The following is an 18,906-nucleotide window of genomic DNA, read 5'->3' as shown; positions in this document are numbered from 1 at the left end:
CATGGCTGACACCACACTGGAGAAGGCGAACACCACCGGACCCGCGACCCCGGCCGCCGGGTGGCGCTCGCACGGCACCACCCGCCGCTCCACCCACACCCTGCGACTGCGCGTCTCCGCCGTCCTGGTCACCCTGACCGCCCTCGCGGTGCTGCTCGTCCCGCCGCTGGTCCAGCTCGACCAGCAAGCCGTCGACCTCGCCTCGAAACTCCTCCCACCCAGCCGGGCCCACCCCTTCGGCACCGACGACGTCGGCCGCGACCTGCTGCTGCGCTGCGTCTACGGCCTGCGGGTCTCCCTGCTGGTCGGGCTCGTGGCGGCCCTCACCGCCACCGTGATCGGCACCGCCGTCGGAGCCACCGCCGGAGCCCTCGGCGGCTGGGTCGACCGCCTCGTCATGCGCCTGGTCGACACCCTCTCCTCCGTCCCCCACCTGCTGCTCGGCATCTTCATCGTCGCCATGTTCCGGCCGGGCGTCTGGCCGGTGGTGGTGTCGGTCGCCCTCACCCACTGGCTGTCCACCGCCCGCATCGTCCGCGCCGAGGTCCTCTCGCTGCGCTCCCGCCCGTACATCGACGCCGCCGTCTCCGGCGGCGCCTCCCGCCGGCGGGTGGTGCTACGGCACCTGCTGCCCGGGGTATTGCCGCAGGCAGGCCTCGCGGCCGTCCTCATGGTCCCGCACGCCATGTGGCACGAATCGGCACTGTCCTTCCTCGGCCTCGGCCTGCCCACCCACACCGCCAGCCTCGGCACCCTCATCCAGGGCGCCCGCGGCTCCCTGCTCGCCGGTCAGTGGTGGCCCACCCTGTTCCCCGGCCTGTTTCTGATCATCCCGACCCTCGCCATCGCCGGCCTCGCCGGAGTCTGGCGGGAGCGGATCAACCCGCGCCGCCGATCGGAGCTGACGCTATGACCCAGCCACCTCCCGTGCTGTCGGTCCGCGGACTGTCGGTGCGCTTCCGGGTGCCGGACCAAGGCCGCGTCGCCGCCGTCACCGACGCCCACTTCGACGTGGCGCCCGGCGAGTGCCTCGCCCTGATCGGCGAGAGCGGCTGCGGCAAGTCCGTCCTCGCCTCCGCCCTGCTCGGCCTGCTCCCCGCCAACGCACAGACCGCCGGCCACGCCCTGCTCGGCGACCTCGACCTGCTCACCGCCGACGAACGCACCCTCGCCCGCACCGTACGCGGCCGCCGCATCGGCCTCATCCCGCAGAGCCCCGCCGCCCACCTCACCCCCGTCCGCACCATCCGCTCCCAGATGGAGGAGACGGTCGCCGCACTCGCCGGGGCCCGCGGCCGCACGGCCCTGCGCACCGCCGCCGAGAAGGCCGCCGCCCGCGCCGCCTTCCCCGCGGACCACCTCGACCGCTACCCGCACGAACTCTCCGGCGGCCTCGCCCAGCGCGCCGCCACCGCCCTCGCCCTGATCGGCGACGCCCCCCTCCTGCTCGCCGACGAGCCCACCACGGGCCTCGACCGCGACCTGGTGGACCACACCGTCGACGAACTGCGCCGCCACGTCGACGCCGCCGGCGACCACGCCCGGGCCCTCCTGGTGATCACCCACGACCTGGCGGCAGCCGAACGCATCGCCGACCGGGTCGCCGTCATGTACGCGGGCCGCATCGTCGAACTCACCGAAGCCGACACCTTCTTCGGCACCCCCGGCCCTCGCCACCCCTACAGCCGCGGCCTCCTGAACGCCCTCCCCGATCGCGCCTTCACCCCCATCCCCGGAATGCCCCCCGAGCTCGGCGCCCTCCCCGACGGCTGCGCCTTCGCCCCCCGCTGCGACCGCGCCACCACCGCCTGTACGGCCCTCCCGCCCCTGACGGACTCGGTCGCCTGCCACCACCCGGTCCAGGCCCCCGCACTCGCCCCCGCAGCCCCGGAGAACGTCGTCCATGCTTGAACTCCGCGCCATCACCGCCGGCTACGACCGCCGCGCCCCCGCCGTCCGGGACGCCTCCCTCACCGTCGCCCCCGGCGAGGCGGTCGGCCTGCTCGGCCCCAGCGGCTGCGGCAAGTCCACCCTCGCCAAGGTCGCCGCCCTCCTGCACCGCCCCGACGCCGGCACCCTCCTCCTCGACGGCACCCTCGTACGCCACTGGCGCCACCGCGCCCCCCGCGCGCTGCGCACCGCCTTCGGCGTGGTCTTCCAGCAGCCCCGCCTCTCCGCCGACCCCCGCCTGTCCCTCGCCGACCTGATCGCTGAACCCCTGCGCGCCACGGGCCGCCGCGGCGAGGCCTCCGACCGAGTCGCCGAACTGGCCTCCACCGTCGGCCTCACCCCCGACCTCCTCACCCGCCGCCCCCACGAGGTCAGCGACGGCCAGCTCCAACGCGCCTGCCTCGCCCGCGCGCTGGTCCTGCGCCCCCGCTGGCTGATCTGCGACGAGATGACCGCGATGCTCGACGCCTCGACCACGGCCGCCCTGGTGGCGGTGGTCGAGGACTACCGCACCGAAACCGGCGCCGCCCTCCTCGCCGTGGGCCACGACCGCACCCTCCTGGACCGCTGGTGCGACCGCACGGTCCACTGGGACACGGTGGCGGCGCCCAGCGTACCGACGGCCAAGGCGAGTTAGCGGAACTCCCCTCATGCAACGAGTGGTTGGAGCAGGCGTCGAAGTCGGCGGCGGACCGGGTCGTCAGCCACCTCGGACCCGAACTCGCCCTCTCGCCGTGGCGTCGCTTCCGTAAGGACTCCGCCCCGATCGCGGGTCGGCACCAGGGTGCCGACCCGCGATCACTCGGTGGCCGAGCAGTCGAAGAACATCGCCATTCGACGCGCCATCAGGTCGTCGTCGACGCCGACACCCGGCTGGCGGTCGTGGTCGGCCGGCTGCTGTCGAAGAGCACGGCGACGGCGTGCACCACGCGATGCGCGGCATCGCCCGCCCGCACCACCTCGATCTCGCCGGATGAGCGACTCGGCCTCCCCACGGCTGCTGACATGAGCTGCCGGTGAGCAGACCGGCCCGGGCCGGTGCCGTGCTCACCGCATCTGCCGGCGAATCCGCTTCACCTCGCGATCGACGGCCCATGCGTCGGCCACCGGCCCGAGGTGACCGAGCTTGTCGGGGTTGATCACCGAGCGGATGGTCTGGATCTGCCCGTCGAGTATGTCGAGGGCCAGAGCATGGAGGACCCTGCCGTCCCGGTCGCGGAAGACCGCGCCGGGATGGCCGTTGACCTCGTGCGGCTCGAACGTCACGCCGATCCGGGGCATCAGCGGGTAGGCGGCGGCGAGCAGTCGGGCCACATTCTCGGCGCCGACGACGGCCCTGGCCAGCTGTGGGGCCTTGCCGCCGCCGTCCCCGACCAGTTGGGCGTCGGCGGACAGCAGATTCTGCAGCCCGTCGACGTCGCCGTTCTTCAACGCGTCGAAGAACCGCGTCGCCAGTTCCCGCCTTTCCCGACGGTCCGCTTCGAACCGTGGTCGCCCGGCCCGCATGTGCCGTCGTGCCCGCACCAGCAACTGTCGGCACGCCGCCTCCGACCGTCCCACCGCCGCGGCGATCTCGTCGAACCCGAAGGCGAACACCTCGCGCAGCACGAACACCGACCGTTCCAGCGGGCTGAGCCGCTCCAGGAGGAGCAGCGCCGCCATCGACACCGAGTCGGCCAGTTCCGCCGAACGTGCCGGATCGTCATAGGGGTCGGTGAGCAGCGGCTCGGGGAGCCATGGTCCGACGTACATCTCCCTCTTCACCCGGGCGGAGCGCAGCACGTCGATCGAGATGCGGGTCACCGTGGCGGACAGGAACGCCTTGGTCGACGTGGGCCGGGTCGCCGAGCCGTCGAAGCGCAGCCACGTCTCCTGCACCGCGTCCTCGGCCTCGCCCACACTGCCCAGAATCCGGTAGGCGATCGAGAACAGCAGCGGCCGCAGTTCCTCGAACTCCTCGACCTTGCTCACGTCTGGTCCCCTCGCGTTCTCCCGCCCGGCCGCTCTCGGCGACGCGGGCTTCTTCTGGAAGGCCATCTGCTTGGCCGCCGACCCGGCAGGCGGCCGGAGTCCGCCACCGGCCCGGGAACGAACAGCCGCCACTCAGTGGAACTGCCCGGCCACGTAGTCGCCTGGCCTGCCGGGTGAGGACGTTCAGCCGGTTCACCGTGTTCATGAAGGACACCAGCATCACCAGGGCGGTGAGCTGCTCCTCGTCGTGGTGCTCGGCGGCACGCGCCCATGCCTCGTCGGTGACCCCGCCGGCCGTGTCCGCGACCCGGGTGCCCTGCTCCGCCAGCTCCAGCGCGGCACGCTCGGCCTCGGTGAAGACCGTCGCCTCCCGCCACGCCGCCACCAAGTTCAGCCGCTCCGGCGTCTCTCCCGCCGCCGCGGCCTCCTTGGTGTGCATGTCGATGCAGACGGCGCAGCCGTTGATCTGGCTCACCCGCAGCGCCACCAGCTCCTGCGTCGCGGCCGGCAGCGCTGACTCCTTGAGCGCTCTGCCCGCCGCCATGAAGTGCTTGAGGGCCTCGCCGGCGGTCGGGCTGGCGAAGTAGTTCAGTCGCGCGTCCATCGTCTGCTCCTCCGTGCTCGTCAGTGGTCACACCCCCAAGACGAGGCGGCCCGACACCGTGTGACACGGACGCATGTGAGGCACGTCTCCCTGCCGCCGGCAGTTCGCAGATGTCACAGGCCGGGTTGCCGTCTCGTCTCGGGGGTGCGGGCGAACCTCGATCAAGGAGCTGATGATGAACCTCGCGCTGTGGATCACTGCCGGGCTGCTGGCCGCCGTCTGTCTGGCCGGCAGTGCGAAGATGTTCGTGCCCAAGGAGAAGATGGCCGGCATGGGGGGCACCGCCACCCAATGGGTCGAGGACTTCAGTCCCGGTGCCCTCAAGGCCATCGGTGCCCTTGAGCTCCTGGCCGCGGTGGGCCTGGTCCTGCCCGCCGTGCTCGACGTCGCACCGGTTCTGGTGCCGCTGGCCGCCACCGGTCTGGTGCTGCTGTTCGTCGGCGCGGTCACGACCCGCCTCCGCCGTGGCGAGAGGATGACGATCACGGGCGACCTGATCTACCTCGCGCTGGCCGTGTTCGTCGCATGGGGCCGCTTCGGCCCCGAGTCCTTCACCGGCTGACCTTCCGGGCCGGGGTGAACCGGTTGCCCAAGGCGCCCGGTGAGACCGGACCCCAGGACGGCTCCGATGCCGTGACCTGAGAACACCGCGCATCAAGGTTGTTCACGGGACGACACTCAACCGCCGAGCAGGGGCTTGGAATCAGGTTATTCGGTGACCCGCTTGACCCTGACCTCGCAGGTCTCGTCGGTGCCCTTGACAGGGGAGCGGATGAGGTCGCCGACGGTGATGTCGGCGAGGTGCGGGTGTTCCACCCGCACCTCGCCGGTCTTATTACCTGCGGTGACGAGGTCGAAGTGCTGGCAGCAGAGGTGGAGTCGCGGACGCGGGCGGTGGTGTCGGTCATGGGGCGGGGATCCTGCCCCGGTCAACCTCAAGCCGAGGCCGCGGCAACGCAGAACTCATTGCCCTCCGGGTCGGCCATCACAATATGGTGCCCATCAAATTCCTCCAGGACGCCCCCGCCCGCCTTCACCAGCCGCTCGGACTCCGCCCTGATCCGCGCCCACCGTTCATCGTGACTGCCGTGTCCCGGCACCCGGACGTCGATATGGAGTCGATTCTTCGCCGTCTTCGGCTCAGGGACCTTGAGGATGCAGAGCCGGGGCCCGGCGCCGTCAGGATCACAGAGCCACGCGCCGTCGTCCGCGGAGTCGTCCTCCGGAAGGTCGAACTGCGCGAGCCACTCCTCACGGGTTTTGAAGGGAGCGGGCGGCGGCTCGTCCACATACCCGAGGGCCGTCTTCCAGAACTCGGCAAGGAGCTTCGCGTCTGCGCAATCAAGGGTCAGATCGATTCCGGCTGCCATGGCAGGACCGTACTGCGCACCTCTGACAGTCGCGGCTGAGGCGGAGGAGAGACGACGGCTGATACGCCGTGACCGGTTGGCCGCAGCCTTGTCCAGCCGGACGTTCCCCGCCGACCGAGCCGATGCCCGCCTCCGCCGTCCACTTCGGTGTCTGCTCGGCGCCCGGCCCCACCCCGCCAAAGGCTGTCCCGCATCTGCCCGTGGCTGGTCACGAGGTCATACGCTGCGGGGCCGATCCTCGTGCCAGAAATTCGCCGATCGTGCGGAGTCTCGACGATGGCCGGCCGAGTCGCCGACCGGAGGGCCTGCCGTACCAGGCGCGTCTGATCGGTCAGGAGCTGATGGCTCTCCGGCCGCACGATTCTCGCTGAGGCGGTTCTGCGTACACGTTGCAGGACGAGGGGAGTGGCGGGCTCAACTCGCTTACCTGGCTGAGGTGGCCGAGAGGGAGAACGTAACGGTCCAGGTGCTGTCCCAGGGGGCAGGGGTGCATGGGCTGGTCGCCACGGACGTGTGGTTCCTGCGTCTCATGGACGGTCGCCCCGTGGCCTACACGGAGAACGCGCATGGGGGTGAACTCATTAAGAGTCCCTAACAAAATAGGGTGCTTGCATTATTCTGGGTGTACTGGTGCGAGTTCGTGCCGATCGGGAGGTGTGTGATGTCCCGCCCCAAGCCCTGGGAGATCGACGACGACCTGTGGGCCCTGATCGAGCCGTTGCTGCCAGTGGTGGAGCGCCGACCCGACCACCCGGGCCGCAAACGACTGGACGACCGCAAGGCCCTGCAGGGCATCCTGTTCGTGCTGTCCACCAACATCCAGTGGGAGTGGCTGCCGCAGGAACTGGGCTTCGGCTCGGGCATGACCTGCTGGCGCCGACTGCGGGACTGGAACCAGGCCGGCGTCTGGCACCAGCTGCAGGAGATCCTGCTGGCGAAGCTGCGCGGTGCGGACCAGTTGGACTTCTCCCGCGCCGCCATCGACACCTCCCACGTCCGCGCCCTGCGAGGCGGCCCAAAACCGGGCCGAGTCCGGTCGACCGCGCCCGGCCAGGCTCGAAACACCACCTGATCACCGACGCGCACGGAACTCCGTTGGCGGTCTCGCTCACCGGCGGCAACCGCAACGACGTCACCCAGCTGATGCCGCTGCTGCGGGCGATCCCCGCCGTCCGCGGCCACCGCGGGCGTCCCCGGTTCCGGCCGCGCCGTCTGTATGCGGACCGCGGCTACGACCACGACCGCTATCGCCGCATGGTCCGCGCCCTGGGCATCACCCCGGTCATCGCCCGCCGCGGACAGGTGCACGGCTCGGGCCTCGGCGTTCACCGGTGGGTGGTCGAGCGTGGACTGTCGTGGCTGCACGGTTTCCGGCATTTGAGGATCCGTTGGGAGCGCCGGGACGACATCCATGACGCCTTCCTGCAGTTGGCTGTCTGCCTCATCCTGCACCGGCGCGTCCGAGCACTCTGTTAGGACCTCTAAGGAAAACGCTCGGATCGAGCGCCTGCAGCGTGCCTACGATGTGGTGCGCGACAAGGCCATGTCCCCCGCCGAGTCGCGGAAATTCATCCTGCGCATGTGGGAGGAGTCGCCGTGCGATCCATGGACCCGGGTGTCGTGACGTGACGCAAGAGCAGCTACAGCAATCCAGATGGCGGCGCCTGCCTGGAGGTTTCCGCCGACGTGCTTCCCGTCGTTCCCGTGCGCGACAGCAAGACGTCGAACGGTCCGGTACTTACCTTGAGGCGGAGGGCTGGATCTTCTTCGTCACTGCCGTGAAGACCGGCGAGCTGGACGCCTGACCTACCCAGCGGAGGTCAGTGACGGCCCCGTGCACACCGCACGTTGAGCACGGGGCCGTCCGGCAGCCGGAAGGGTCACCGGGTTGCGGGACGGGCCTTCGCGTCGACGCGCGCGACGTGCCACCCTCGGTGCCCCGCGGCATTCAGCCCTCAGGAGGGTTGAGCACGCACGGATTGATGGTCGGGATGCTCAGCCGTGTGAGGTCTCGGCTACGTCTACCGTTTCGAAGCCTTCGCGACGCATCCGCTCGCTTCCCCAGGCGCCGAGCGGCCCGAGCGCTTGATTGAGTGTGTGCCCGTGTTCAGTCAGGGAGTACTCCACCCGCGGTGGCACCTCGGCATGAACCTCCCGGTGTACGAGACCGTCCGCCTCCATCTCGCGCAGATGCTGCGTCAGCATCTTCTCGCTCACTCCCGGCAGAGCGCGACGGAGCTCAGCGAAGCGGCATACGCGATGGGCATCGAGTTCCCAGAGGATCAGCCCCTTCCACTTACCGCTCACCACGTCGAGCGCAGCGTCGATGCCACAGATGTAAGGCCCGCGTCTCGGCGCCTTGGCCATCACTGATCCCCTTACTGAAAGGTAAGTACCGCAGAAAACAGTGGGTACTTCCGAGAGTAGTTGCGCTCTCCGAGGATGGAGAGGTGAACGAACAACAGAACCGCGCCCCCGGACAGAACAGCACTGTCACCGTGATCGGACTCGGCCCGATGGGACAGGCGATGACACGCACTCTCCTCACCGCCGGCCACCCGATCACGGTCTGGAACCGCACCGCCAGTCGAGCCGACGGCGTCGTCACCGACGGAGCGATGCTCGCGGCAACACCCAGCGAGGCGGTCGAAGCGAGTGACCTCGTGCTCCTCAGCCTCACCGACTACCAGGCGATGTACGACATCCTCGACAGCGCCACCGGATCGCTCGCCGGCCGGACGCTGGTCAACCTGAGCTCTGACACTCCCGACGCCACACGCGAGGCGGCAACCTGGGCAGCGGGCCACGGCGCCACCTTCCTCACCGGAGGTGTCATGGTCCCCGCGCCGATGGTCGGCACGGAGGCGGCCTACGTCTACTACAGCGGCCCCGACGAGGCGATGCAGAGCCACCTGCCGACGTTGGCACTGCTCGGGACACCGAAGCATCTGGGCGAGGACCCGGGCCTCGCCCAGATGATGTATCAAGCCCAACTCGCGCTGTTCCTCACTACCTTGTCCGGACTGATGCATGCCACCGCGATGCTGGGTACCGCAGGGATCAAGGCCAGGGAAGCGCTGCCGGAGTTGCTCTCCTTCGCGGACTCGATCGGCGACATCCTGAGGGCCGGCGAAGAGAACCCTGGCACCGCGCTTGATGCCGGAGAGCATCCTGGCGACCTCAGCACCGTCACCATGATGGGTGCGACCTCCGACCACATCGTCGAGACCAGCACGTCACTCGGCCTCGACCTCGCGCTCCCCCTGGCCGTGCAGGCCCACTACCGGCGCGCGATCGAGGACGGACACGGCGGCGACAACTGGACCCGCATCATCGACAGCATCCGAGGACCGCGCTGACCGAACACGGGACCGATGAACACAGGCCCCAGCCGCGACGCATGTAGTCGATCCTGGGGCGCCGACCCACACGGCTGGCTCGGGGCCCCTCGCATGTCCCCTACGCCCCTGCTCCCCGCACCCGCGGGGAGGGTCCCAACGGCCCGCTGGAGTGCGTTGGCCCAACCCCCTGCTCCCCTGTGAGTGTGATAGGCGGCCACAGCAGCGCTCGATTTCCGTGTGGGGATGAGCCGGGTACGGCGGATGTTGCGGTACCCGAGCTCCGAAACTGCTGGGATCGCAGGTCACAAATGCCGCCAGTGGCTCCCATGGAAGGATGGCGCCGGATGGGGGTGAGGGGCATTTGAGCGAGGGTGCGAAGCGGCCGCCGGGGCTTCCCGTGAAGAAGCCGGGGAGCCCGCACGGCTCGCGGGGGCCGCAGCCGATCTCCGTTTCGATGGTGGCGGTGCTGATGATGGCTCCGACGGCCGTGGAGATCGTGGGCCTCGTGGAGATGGCAGGGGAGTCTCCGATGCGCAGCAGTGGTCCGGGCATCGGGTTGCTGATGCTTCCTTTCCTGTTCTGCTTCGGTCTTCCCGTGGCGTTCCTGGGCACGTTGTTCGGGGTGTTGCCGACGCTGTCGGTCGCCGTGTGGGCGGGGCGACGGTGTGCCGGCCGGCACGTGGGATGGTGGATTCCGGCGGTGGCCGGTTGTTGGGCGGCCGCCGTGGCGTTGTGGCCGGCGGCGACGGGGAATGGCCTGGAGACCTGGCTGTGGGTGTGGCTGTCCGGCATGGCGGCGCTGTCGACGGTGACGCTGCTGACGCGGTGGGCCCTCACCCGTGGACGCCCGTACGGGACGGTCGTCGGGGTCGGCCTGCTGTCGGCGGTCGCCGTGGTCGCCGTGGGGTCCTTGGCCTACGGGACCGGGCTGGTGGATGAGTATGCACCGCCCCGGGTCCACACCTCGGAGCTGGTCGGCACGTGGAACGACGGCCGTGGCGGCACGCTGCGGCTGGACGAAGAAGGGCGTGCGGTGGCCACCGGCACCTGGGGCGAAGGCGGAGTGGACTCGCCGGACGAGCGATGTGAGGGCTCGGGCACGTGGAGGTTCGAACCGGACGACAACCCCTGGCTCCAGGGCGTCACCATCGATGTCGGCGATTGCTGGTCGGGGCAGTGGACACTGGGCGGCACGGCCGGCCGCCCCAAGCTGAACTACCAGCTCGGAGACACGGATTCGCCCGATTGGTACGTGCTCACCCGGTGAGAGGGGTAGGCGCACCGGCTGGTGCGCAGTACCCGCAGTACCCGCATCGAGCTGAGCGGCGCAGTCGGCCGGACTGGCCGACTGCGCGGTGGTGACCGCGTCTGCCTGACGGCTGCGACCGCTGACGGAGTCGTGCCGACTGTTCGCGGCGACAAGGGCCGTTATGCAGACGGGGCCGGAGTTCTTGGCGGGGCGGGAAGCGTCCGTCCCAGGCGGGCGAGTGGGGACAGGGCCATCAGTGCCGGAGAGAGCAGCATGCCTGCGGCTGTCACCAGGAGGCCGGCGCGCGTCCCCCATGCTTCCGCGAGGAAGCCGCCGAGCAGCGAACCGAGCGGGGTCAGCCCCATGCCGGCGAAGTTGATCGTCGCGGCCGCACGGCCCTGCATCCCGTCCGGAGTGAGGGTCTGCCGGACGGCCATGAGCGTGACATTCACCAGCTGACCGAAGGCCCCGAACACGAAGCTGACCGCAAGGAGCGCGGGAACCGTCACGGCAGAGGAACCGTGCAGTGCGGGCACACACAGGAACACGCCGTCGCCGAGTGTCGCCGCGGACACGAGCACAGCGCCATGTCCGAACCGGCTCGGCAGGCGGGCGGCCAGCAACGAGCCCAGGAGCGCGCCCGGCCCCGTCGCCGCGAGGACCAGCCCGACTGCGGCGCCCGACAGGTGCAGGCCCCGCGGCAGGAACAGCAGATAGACGGTCACCACAGCCGCGAAGAAGAACGGGAAGGCGGCTGATGCCAGGCACACGGCCCGCAGCGAGGCGTCGCCGACGACAAAGCGGAGGCCCTCCTGGATCCGCCGCCAGACCCGAGGAGGACGTTCCGAGCGCTCCGGGAGGGATTCGCGGCGACCGATCCGTCGGATCGACAGGAACGACAGCGCGAAGAACAGCGCGCTGGAGGCGGCAGCGATCGGCGCCGACAGCACGGACACCAACGCACCACCGAGGGCGGGACCGCCGATCTGCGCCGCGGACCGACTGCCCTCGAGCGCGCTGTTGGCCCGCACCAACTGATCGCGCCTCACCAGCCGTACCAAAGAAGCCTGGTACGCCACGTCGAAGAACACGGACAGAGCCCCGACGGCGAAGGCGACCACGAGCAGCGCCGGCAAGCCGAGCCGGCCGAGGAGACCGGCCACGGCGGCGGCGCCCAGCGCCAAGGTGCGGTCGGCGTCCGTCAGCACCATCACCGTGCGGGTCCGCCACCTGTCCACCCACGCGCCGACGAAGAGCGAGAGCAGCAGAATCGGCGCCTGCCCCACCGCGCGCAGGACGCCCAGCTGGCCGGCACCGGCGTTGAGCGTCAGGACGGCGAAGAGCGGCAGGACCACCAGACTTGCATGTTCGCCCAGTTGGGAGGCGGCCTGGCCCACCCAGAGCCTGCGGAAGTCGCCGTCCCGCCACAGGCTCGACGGAACAGGTCGACCGGAATCGGAGACAGCGGAGGAAGAGGACGGCACAGGGACCCCTCGGATGACCGAAGACGGGAGCCGCCCACCGGCGCACGCCAGGTGCACCGACGATTTCGGGCAGCGGGAAGGGAAGGCTCGCTGTGCCGCGCTGTGAGGGCAGCACGCGATGACAGGCCGCTCACGGCCTCAGACGTCAACGCGTGCTCGGACGACCGACCATGTCTTCGCTCCTTGTGAGTCACTCGCTGCGCGAACACCAGCTACCGCTCGGCAGGGCACGAAAGGCGATTAAGGACGGGCGAACGGCGGGAGGAGTCCGGCTGTTCGCGCCGGGTCACGAGGGGGGCGGTTCAACTGGTCACTCGGTCCCCGAAGGCCGCATGGTGACCGCGGGGCCCTGGATCGGTACCGCCTGGACTGCAGGAATGTTCCGTCAATCGAGAGTGCTGCTGTGCGCCTGAGCTGTGTGCGCGGAGGCTGAGCGCAACTCGGTGGCGTCCGGGGTGGAAGTCAGGAAGGCTTGCGTGCATGGTTTCGGTAGTGCAGAACGTGGCGATCGACTGTGCGGATGCCTACGAGCTGGCCCGGTTCTGGAGCGGGGTGACCGGCCGTCCACTGCATCCGGAGGACAGACCGGGCGACCGGGAGGTTCAGGTGCTGCTGGCGGAGGGCCCGGTGCTGCACTTCAACCAGGTGCCCGAGGCCAAGACGATCAAGAACCGGATCCATCTGTGTCTGCGCCCTGAGACCTCGCGTGAGCAGGAGGTGGAACGGCTGCTGGGCCTCGGTGCCACCTTTGTCGCCGATCACCGGAATCCCGATGGTTCCGGCTGGGCAATCCTTGCTGATCCGGAAGGCAACGAATTCTGCGTTCTGCGCAGCGAATCCGACCGAGCCGCCATGAATTCCTGACGCTCACGCGCCGTCCTGGCCGGTTTCGCATGGCTGCTGGTCACGCCGCTCGTTGATGGCCGAGATACGAACGGTCGCCTCGACCCGACTCCGGCTCCGCTCGTGCTCCGCGGCTGGCTGGTCGTCCGAGCCGGCAGCCGACGGCGGTACCTCGACGACGAAGAACAGGAAGGTGGGTTTGGTCGAAAGGTCATGGAAGCCGTCGGGGGACAGTTCACGGGCGGCCGGGTCGGGCTGCGGCTCGCTGATGACGGCAAGGCGGAAGCCGGCGGTGGTGAAGGCGTCGGTCATCGCGTGCAGTGGCTTGCGCCAGAACCTCATCGGGACGGACTGCCCGTTGAACGTCCAGTCGAAGGTATAGCTGGTGGTCGCGGAGTAGTCGGGCCGAGGATCCCGGATCGTGTAGGCCACGAAGGGGTGGTCCACCGACGCGATCAGTCGGCCGCCGGGCCTGAGCACTCGCCGCAACTCGGCCAGCGTCGGCCCCCAGTCCTCCAGGTAGTGCAGCACCAGTGACGCGACCACGTCGTCGAACGCGCCGTCGGCGAACGGCAGGCGGTCGTTCAGGTCGACCAGGTGCAGGGCCACGTCGTCACCGAGCCGCCGCCTGGCCAGTGCCAGCATCCCGGCGCTGGCGTCGATGCCGGTGACGACCGCACCGCGGTCGCGCAGTGCGGCGGACAGGGGGCCCGAGCCGCAGCCGGCGTCCAGGATCCGACGGCCGGCCACGTCGCCGGCGAGGGCCACCATCGCGGGCCGCGCGTAGTACGCGTTCACGAGGTTGTTCTCGGTTTCCGCCGAGTACGCCTCGGCGAAGCCGTCATAGTCGTTCACCTGGGCCGGATCGGCAGGCTGGGCGAAGCTCTCGGGCACGTCGGTTACGGGTTCCATCGCCGCAGCCTAAGGCCTGCCCCGCAGCCGGGGTCGTCCGTTTCCCCGGCCTGCCTGGGGCCGTCGGTCGGCGCTGGCGTGGCCGCGGCTCGTGAGGCCCTGCCGGGGGGATCGTAGCGACATGGAAGAGCAGCGGTTCGACGTGAGGGCGGCCGGGGTCTGGTAGCCGGTGAGCAGGACCAGCGGTCCGGCGTTGGTGAGTTCCAGGGCCCGTTCCGGGGCAGGGGACATGCCGGTCAAAACGGAGCGGAGCCGGTTGATGGTGCGGGTGCGCTCGGCGACCAGATCGGCACGGTGACTGGTCAGCAGACCAAGCTCGATGGCGGCTTCGCCTCCGGGCCCCGGCAGCCGCCGCCCACGAGCAGCGCCGTGGCCTTGCGGAACCGTTTGCGTGGCGGGAGCGCGAGCGCGGGGCCGAGGTGATCGATGAGGCGAGCAGCAGCACCCGGCCCTCCAGCGGAGGGTCTCAGAGTCTGTCCCTGCGGGCAGGGGGGCGGCTCCCTCGCGCCGCAGGGCTGTCATCAGCTTGGCGAACTGCTGCGGGCTCAGCCCTTTGCGGAGCGGGTTCTTGCTGGTCCGTCTTGGAGCGCGTTCTTGCTTCAGGCCCTGGCCAGAAGTCCTTTTGTGATCAGCAGGTCTCGCACCTCGGCCAAAGACGCGGCGCGCATATGCGCCTGCCAAAGGGATGCTTCCGCATGTGTGGTCGTCAAGCCGATCACATTGCAGCCCGCCGCCACAGCCGCGCTCACGCCTGCCGGCGCGTCCTCGACGGCCAGGCATGCAGCGGGGGCTATGCCGAGCCGAGTGGCAGCAAGGGAGAAACAGTCCGGTGCGGGTTTCGCGTGTTCCACGTCGCTGCCATAGACCTGTACCGCGGGGAGAGGGAGGCCGGCCGCCGTGAAACGCTCCGTGACGGAGTCCCGGTCGCCAGAAGTCACAATCGCCCAAGGGCTGTCGGACAACGCCTCCAGCAGATCGGCAGCTCCGTCGATCGGCGGGAAACCGCCCCTTTCCTGGGCCAACAACTCATCGAGCGCCTTTCGCTCGGTGGTTGGGTCCAGATGTGGAGCCGCGTCCCTGACGGTGTCCTCGGGGCGCCGTCCGAAGGTGAGCGTCCAGACCTTCTCAGGATCCAGTCCCCGTGCTTGCGACCAGGAGGTCCAGACTCTCCGGTGAGCGGCTGCGGAGTCCAACAGGACTCCGTCTACGTCGAAGAGCACAGCAGAGATCGGCATACCGGCATGATCCCGGGCAAGGGCAGGCACTGGGGCCGGAATCACAGGCCGGAGAGGGACGTCGTTTCTTTGGTGACGGTGTCCTTCGAATCCCGAGATGTCTGAGAGATTCGCTCGCTGCGAGGGGAAACGCCGGGGTGGGCCTGCGGTGCCGGCCCACCCCGGCGGGTGGGGCTCAGCCGCCGAGTGCGGTGACCATGTTCATGATGGTCTCGACCTGGGCGCCGCCCTGGATGGGGTAGTTGGTGGCGCCGAGGTAACCCCACCAGTCCCAGCACCCGTTGGGGTTCACATAGGACGACGTGGCCTGCGGATACAGGACGATCATCTTGTTGTTGTCGGCGTACTGGTTGAGGTTGGCGCGGTCGACGAAGGTCGTACCGATCTTGTCGTACCCCTGCTTGCAGCCGTGCAGGGAAACCATCAAACGGCAGCTCTGGTCCGACTCACAGGACTTGGGGACGTAGGCGAACCCGGAGCTGCCCATGCTCAGCCCGCTCGCCCATCCGTTGACCGCGTGGGTGCTCTGACCGAACTTGATGAGCTTGCCCGTCAGCGGCCCGGTGTTGGGGGAGGAGACCGAGCCGAAGAGCTTCTGCAGCAGCGCTCTCTGGGGGTCGGTGCCGCAGTTGTTCATGTACGGCGCGCTGTTCGCGGTGCAGCTGTTGGGCCCGTACGGGGTGACCCAGGAGTGCCCCGCCGCGGAGGTGTTGTCGTAGGTCACGTTCGCGCCGAAGTGCTGGTAGAAGGCCTTTCCGGCATCGCCGACCGAGGGCTTCACCGTGGTGTCGTTCTTGCCCTGGTAGAGGTACACGGGGCTGCCGGACAGGTTGCTGACCGGGTCGATCCACCCGTAGGCGGACCAGGTGGAGGCCCTCGAGGTCAGAGTGCTCAGATAGGTGGGGTAGATGTTGTCCCCGCAGCCGTACAGGGCTTGGTAGACGTTGTTCTGGGCGCAGTAGTACGGTCCCGCCCCGAAGATCGCCGCGCCCTTGATCTTCTTCGAGTAGGCGACGTGCAGCTGACCTGCCATGTAGCCCCCGGAGGAGATTCCGGAGACGTACACGCCGGATATGTTGTGGTCGGTGAGACTGCCCGACACCGGGGGAGCCGTGTGGAGAGTGGCGGCCTGGGCGGTACCTGCCGGCGTCAGCAGGGCTACCAGGACGGAGAGGATCAAGGTGGGGGTCCACCAGAAGACGCGTTGACAGGCTCGCATCATGTAAACCTGCTCCCTGGGGCTTACGGTCCGGCCAAGGCGCCGGGCCGTGGGATAGCTGAACCGTAGAGGTGACGCGAGAGCACTGGCGATGTGCGTGGCGCACATCCGGCAGCGAGTCACAGTGGCTCAAAACCATCTGGTCCTGACGGCCGGATCGAAGGGCGGTGGCCGCGCGATGCCGAGACCGCAGGCCAAAAGCGGCCTTTGCCGGAAGCGTGGGTAATCAGCAGACGAGTGTCACCTGAACGCTCAGATGAGCGGCATGTGGACAGTGAGGGCCGGAGTGCTCACGCTTTTTGGGTAGGTGCGTCACTTCTGGGCGCGGGTGCTCGTCACGGCGACTGCGCATAGCGAGGGCGTGGCCGGTGCTTCGATCCTGAGGCCACCCGACAGGGCCGACAACCCTGCCGGCAACGCGGGCTCCGGGTGGTCGTGCTCAGTCACGGCAAGCGCGGACCCGGGTGCGGTTCCTTGAAGCGGGCCGCGAGTTCGCTGCGGGAGCGGATGCCGAGCTTCGAGTAGACGTGGGTCAGGTGGTACTGCACCGTCTTGACGGAGATGTACAGCTCCAGCGCGGCCTGCTTGTTCGTTGCGCCCGTGGCGACCAGGCGGGCCACCGCCTGCTCCTGCGGTGTGAGGCGGGACAGGCCCGGGGCGCTCCGGGCGCCCTGGACGCCGCCCGCCTGGAGTTCGCGGTCGCAGCGCTCGACGTAGGTGTGGGCGCCCAGGGTGACGTACGTGTCGCGGGCGTTGGTCAGGACGGTGCCTGCCTCGCGGCGTTTGCCGGCGCGGCGCAGGGTCTGGCCGTAGGAGAAGTTGACCCTGGCCCGGTCGTAGGGGAGCGGGAGTGGTTCGAGGCGGGCGAGGGCCTGTTCGAACTGGGTGCGGGCGGTGTCGATGTCGCCCCGCGCCCCGGTGAGCCGGCCCCGGGCCAGTCCCAGGCGTGCCAGCGTGGAGAGGTGGCCGCGGCGGCCGGCCAGTTCCTCGCAGGGGGCCAGGAACGCCTCGGCCTCGTCCAACCGGCCGGTCATCACCAGGGCGTTGGCGTACACCCCCTGCCAGGGCCAGAAGCCCGGTTCGTTGACCGACCGGCGGGACGGCAGCTGGGCGACGGGCGCCAGCGCCTCCAGTACGCGGTCGTACTCGCCGCGCGCCTCGGCGACCTGGGCGCGGGCCAGAGCGGCCGGGACGAGCATGACCTCGTACTGGTGCGGGGCGGCGACGCCCGCGCTCAGATGCCGCTCGGCCACCTCCCAGTCGCCGCGCAGGGCGTGGATCTCGGCGGCGGTCCAGTGCACCAGCGGGCGGACGAGTTCGATGCGGACCTCGGCGAGCCGGGCCGAGGCCCGCTCCACGGTTTCCAGGGCCTCCGTCCAGGCGCCCAGCGCGAACTGGGTACGGGCCAGCCAGCCCTGGGCCCACAGGGAGATACGGGTGGACCCCCGCCGGTAGCCGGTGGGTACCGCGGCCTCGCCGGCGGCGGGCGGCCTCCGGGGCGTCCAGGGCGAGATCGACCCAGCCCCGTCCCAGCTGGAACCGCTGCGGCTGGGCGCCGCCGGGGAGCCGGGCGGCAGCCGCCTCGTACGCGGCGACGGCCTCCTCGGGACGGCCGCTCGCCGCGAGTCCGAGGCCCAGAACGGCCTCGGACTCGGTGGCCGAGGGATCGTCGGGGTCGGCCAGTTCCACGGCCCGGCGGGCCCAGGTCACCAGGGCGTCCCCGTCCCAGCGGCCCAGCGCGTGCAGCACCCGGCGCTGGCAGATCCTGGCGGTCAGATCGGGGTGCGGCCGCGGGTCGCACTGGTCCCAGGCCCGGGTCAGGAACGCCTCGGCCTCCGAGGGGCGCCCGCGCATGATGGCCAGATAGCCCAGCACGACCTCGCGCAGGGTGCCGGCCGGGAAGCTCTCCAACTCCCCGGCGAACACCGCGGCCTGCGGTATGTCGCCGGCGGCGACCATGGCGTCGACGGCCCGCAGCAGCCGGTCCTCGCGGGCGGCGCGGTCGGGGCTGAGCCGGCTGGCGCGGACCAGGAGGTCGGCGACGGCCGACCACTGACCGGCGCGGGCGTGTTCGCCCGCGAACCGGTCGAGTTCCCCGGCCAGCGCCCCGTCGGACGCCGTCGTCGCGGCGACCTGGTGCGCCAGTTGCCGGCCGCGGTCCTCGGTGCCGGCCGCGGCGAGCCGGTGCAGTTCGGCGCGGCGGGTCAGGCCCATCGCCGTGAGGACGGCCGCCCGGACCAGCGGGTGGGTGACGGACAGCAGCATCCGGCCGGGGTCGACGGTCGCGGTCAGCAGTCCGGCCGCGCGGGCCTCGTCCACGGCGGGCAGCGGATCGGTGACGCCCGCCAGGACGGCGGCCTCGGACAGCGAGACGTCGTCGCCGAGCACGGCGCACGCCTGGACCAGCCGCCGCGCCGTCTCGCCGCAGCCGGCCAGCCGGTGCCGGACCACCGAGGCGTGCCGGGCGGGGGCGGGCAGCTCGGGGCGCCAGTCCTGCCAGGTCTCGGGAGGCAGCTCGCGCAGCAGTTGGACGGTGTACCGGGGGTTGCCCCCGGTGTGCCGGCCCAGATGGCGGGCGGCGGGCAGCCCCAGGGCGAGGCCGCAGGTGTCGTGGGCCAGCGCCCTGATCCCCTCGGGGGACAGCGGGCCGGGGCGTACGGCGGCGTCACGGTAGCCGTCGAGGAACTCCAGCGTGCGCAGCACCGACGGGGACGGCTCCTCGTGCGGC

Annotated in this window: 19 protein-coding genes and 4 pseudogenes; 12 read left to right on the top strand and 11 right to left on the bottom strand. The window is 70.2% G+C overall.

Annotated elements, in window-relative coordinates; translation table 11 throughout:
* Position 1 precedes the first annotated feature (1 nt).
* The 4 genes and pseudogenes from WJ438_RS10450 to WJ438_RS10435 form a co-directional block, all read left to right on the top strand.
* Positions 2-913 carry an ABC transporter permease gene (locus tag WJ438_RS10450; protein ID WP_406724985.1) on the top strand — a complete coding sequence of 304 codons (912 nt, stop codon included), beginning with the start codon at positions 2-4 and terminating at the stop codon, positions 911-913.
* A complete protein-coding gene (locus tag WJ438_RS10445) occupies positions 910-1,911 on the top strand; it encodes an ABC transporter ATP-binding protein (protein WP_406724984.1) in 1,002 nt (333 codons plus the stop codon). Before WJ438_RS10450 ends, WJ438_RS10445 begins: the two co-directional genes overlap by 4 nt.
* Positions 1,904-2,587, top strand: coding sequence for an ABC transporter ATP-binding protein (locus tag WJ438_RS10440; RefSeq protein ID WP_406724983.1), 684 nt, complete (start codon positions 1,904-1,906; stop codon positions 2,585-2,587). The genes WJ438_RS10445 and WJ438_RS10440 overlap by 8 nt, the downstream gene beginning before the upstream one ends.
* A 38-nt stretch (positions 2,588-2,625) precedes the next feature.
* Positions 2,626-2,853, top strand: a pseudogene (locus tag WJ438_RS10435) (IS5/IS1182 family transposase); the annotation flags it as partial.
* A 144-nt stretch (positions 2,854-2,997) separates the two neighbouring features.
* Here the strand turns inward: WJ438_RS10435 and WJ438_RS10430 are convergent.
* Entirely contained in the window at positions 2,998-3,921 is a 924-nt protein-coding gene (locus tag WJ438_RS10430; protein ID WP_406724982.1) for an RNA polymerase sigma-70 factor, read from the bottom strand.
* Positions 3,922-4,053: 132 nt separating this feature from the next.
* Positions 4,054-4,525 (bottom strand): annotated as a pseudogene (locus WJ438_RS10425) (carboxymuconolactone decarboxylase family protein).
* Between the two features lie 175 nt (positions 4,526-4,700).
* Here WJ438_RS10425 and WJ438_RS10420 point away from each other — a divergent pair.
* Positions 4,701-5,087 (top strand): DoxX family protein, encoded by a 387-nt coding sequence (locus WJ438_RS10420; protein ID WP_406729643.1) that lies wholly within the window; start codon positions 4,701-4,703, stop codon positions 5,085-5,087.
* Positions 5,088-5,233: 146 nt separating this feature from the next.
* Here WJ438_RS10420 and WJ438_RS10415 read toward each other — a convergent pair whose 3' ends face one another.
* Both WJ438_RS10415 and WJ438_RS10410 read right to left on the bottom strand, forming a co-directional pair.
* Positions 5,234-5,341 (bottom strand): hypothetical protein, encoded by a 108-nt coding sequence (locus WJ438_RS10415; RefSeq protein ID WP_406724981.1) that lies wholly within the window; start codon positions 5,339-5,341, stop codon positions 5,234-5,236.
* Positions 5,342-5,460: 119 nt separating this feature from the next.
* Positions 5,461-5,895 carry a VOC family protein gene (locus WJ438_RS10410; RefSeq protein WP_406724980.1) on the bottom strand — a complete coding sequence of 145 codons (435 nt, stop codon included), beginning with the start codon at positions 5,893-5,895 and terminating at the stop codon, positions 5,461-5,463.
* On the opposite strand from WJ438_RS10410, the gene WJ438_RS10405 reads away from it, so the two are divergent.
* The 4 genes and pseudogenes from WJ438_RS10405 to WJ438_RS10390 all read left to right on the top strand — a co-directional run bounded on the left by WJ438_RS10405 (position 5,894) and on the right by WJ438_RS10390 (position 7,677).
* A complete protein-coding gene (locus WJ438_RS10405; RefSeq protein WP_406724979.1) occupies positions 5,894-6,490 on the top strand; it encodes a Scr1 family TA system antitoxin-like transcriptional regulator in 597 nt (198 codons plus the stop codon). The two genes, WJ438_RS10410 and WJ438_RS10405, sit on opposite strands and share 2 nt — an antisense overlap.
* A gap of 66 nt (positions 6,491-6,556) precedes the next feature.
* Positions 6,557-7,371 (top strand): IS5 family transposase gene (locus WJ438_RS10400; RefSeq protein WP_406724978.1). Its coding sequence is split into 2 segments (ribosomal slippage): positions 6,557-6,911 and positions 6,911-7,371, totalling 816 coding nucleotides; the frame shifts between segments, so codons are not numbered across the junction.
* Positions 7,372-7,378: 7 nt separating this feature from the next.
* Positions 7,379-7,519: pseudogene (locus WJ438_RS10395) on the top strand (XRE family transcriptional regulator); the annotation flags it as partial.
* Between the two features lie 62 nt (positions 7,520-7,581).
* Complete coding sequence (locus WJ438_RS10390; RefSeq protein WP_406724977.1) at positions 7,582-7,677, top strand: DUF397 domain-containing protein; 96 nt, start codon at positions 7,582-7,584, stop codon at positions 7,675-7,677.
* 213 nt (positions 7,678-7,890) lie between these two features.
* On the opposite strand, the gene WJ438_RS10385 is transcribed toward WJ438_RS10390, so the two are convergent.
* Positions 7,891-8,262 (bottom strand): winged helix-turn-helix transcriptional regulator, encoded by a 372-nt coding sequence (locus WJ438_RS10385; RefSeq protein ID WP_406724976.1) that lies wholly within the window; start codon positions 8,260-8,262, stop codon positions 7,891-7,893.
* 83 nt (positions 8,263-8,345) lie between these two features.
* Between WJ438_RS10385 and WJ438_RS10380 the strand changes: the two genes are divergently transcribed.
* Positions 8,346-9,254, top strand: a complete 909-nt coding sequence (locus WJ438_RS10380) for an NAD(P)-dependent oxidoreductase (RefSeq protein ID WP_406724975.1) — start codon at positions 8,346-8,348, stop codon at positions 9,252-9,254.
* Positions 9,255-9,705: 451 nt separating this feature from the next.
* Positions 9,706-10,503, top strand: coding sequence for a hypothetical protein (locus WJ438_RS10375; protein WP_406724974.1), 798 nt, complete (start codon positions 9,706-9,708; stop codon positions 10,501-10,503).
* Positions 10,504-10,664: 161 nt separating this feature from the next.
* Here WJ438_RS10375 and WJ438_RS10370 read toward each other — a convergent pair whose 3' ends face one another.
* Positions 10,665-11,969: an MFS transporter gene (locus WJ438_RS10370; RefSeq protein ID WP_406724973.1), complete on the bottom strand. Its 1,305-nt coding sequence runs from the start codon at positions 11,967-11,969 to the stop codon at positions 10,665-10,667.
* A gap of 480 nt (positions 11,970-12,449) precedes the next feature.
* Here WJ438_RS10370 and WJ438_RS10365 point away from each other — a divergent pair, with 480 nt between their 5' ends.
* The gene (locus WJ438_RS10365) at positions 12,450-12,833 is read left to right on the top strand and encodes a VOC family protein (protein ID WP_406724972.1); all 384 of its coding nucleotides are present in this window, start codon (positions 12,450-12,452) and stop codon (positions 12,831-12,833) included.
* Between the two features lie 3 nt (positions 12,834-12,836).
* Here the strand turns inward: WJ438_RS10365 and WJ438_RS10360 are convergent, their stop codons facing one another.
* The 5 genes and pseudogenes from WJ438_RS10360 to WJ438_RS10340 all read right to left on the bottom strand — a co-directional run bounded on the left by WJ438_RS10360 (position 12,837) and on the right by WJ438_RS10340 (position 17,536).
* Entirely contained in the window at positions 12,837-13,724 is an 888-nt protein-coding gene (locus WJ438_RS10360; protein WP_406724971.1) for a class I SAM-dependent methyltransferase, read from the bottom strand.
* Positions 13,725-13,868: 144 nt separating this feature from the next.
* Positions 13,869-14,039 (bottom strand): annotated as a pseudogene (locus WJ438_RS10355) (IS110 family transposase); the annotation flags it as partial.
* 284 nt (positions 14,040-14,323) lie between these two features.
* Complete coding sequence (locus WJ438_RS10350; RefSeq protein WP_406724970.1) at positions 14,324-14,959, bottom strand: HAD family hydrolase; 636 nt, start codon at positions 14,957-14,959, stop codon at positions 14,324-14,326.
* A 175-nt stretch (positions 14,960-15,134) separates the two neighbouring features.
* The gene (locus tag WJ438_RS10345; protein ID WP_406724969.1) at positions 15,135-16,181 is read right to left on the bottom strand and encodes a PHB depolymerase family esterase; all 1,047 of its coding nucleotides are present in this window, start codon (positions 16,179-16,181) and stop codon (positions 15,135-15,137) included.
* Positions 16,182-16,621: 440 nt separating this feature from the next.
* Positions 16,622-17,536 carry a LuxR C-terminal-related transcriptional regulator gene (locus WJ438_RS10340; RefSeq protein WP_406724968.1) on the bottom strand — a complete coding sequence of 305 codons (915 nt, stop codon included), beginning with the start codon at positions 17,534-17,536 and terminating at the stop codon, positions 16,622-16,624.
* Positions 17,537-18,906: the final 1,370 nt, after the last annotated feature.

This window comes from Streptomyces sp. GD-15H, from assembly GCF_045291515.1.
Classification (GTDB): Bacteria; Actinomycetota; Actinomycetes; order Streptomycetales; family Streptomycetaceae; genus Streptomyces.
This window is presented reverse-complemented; position numbering and strand designations above follow the sequence as displayed.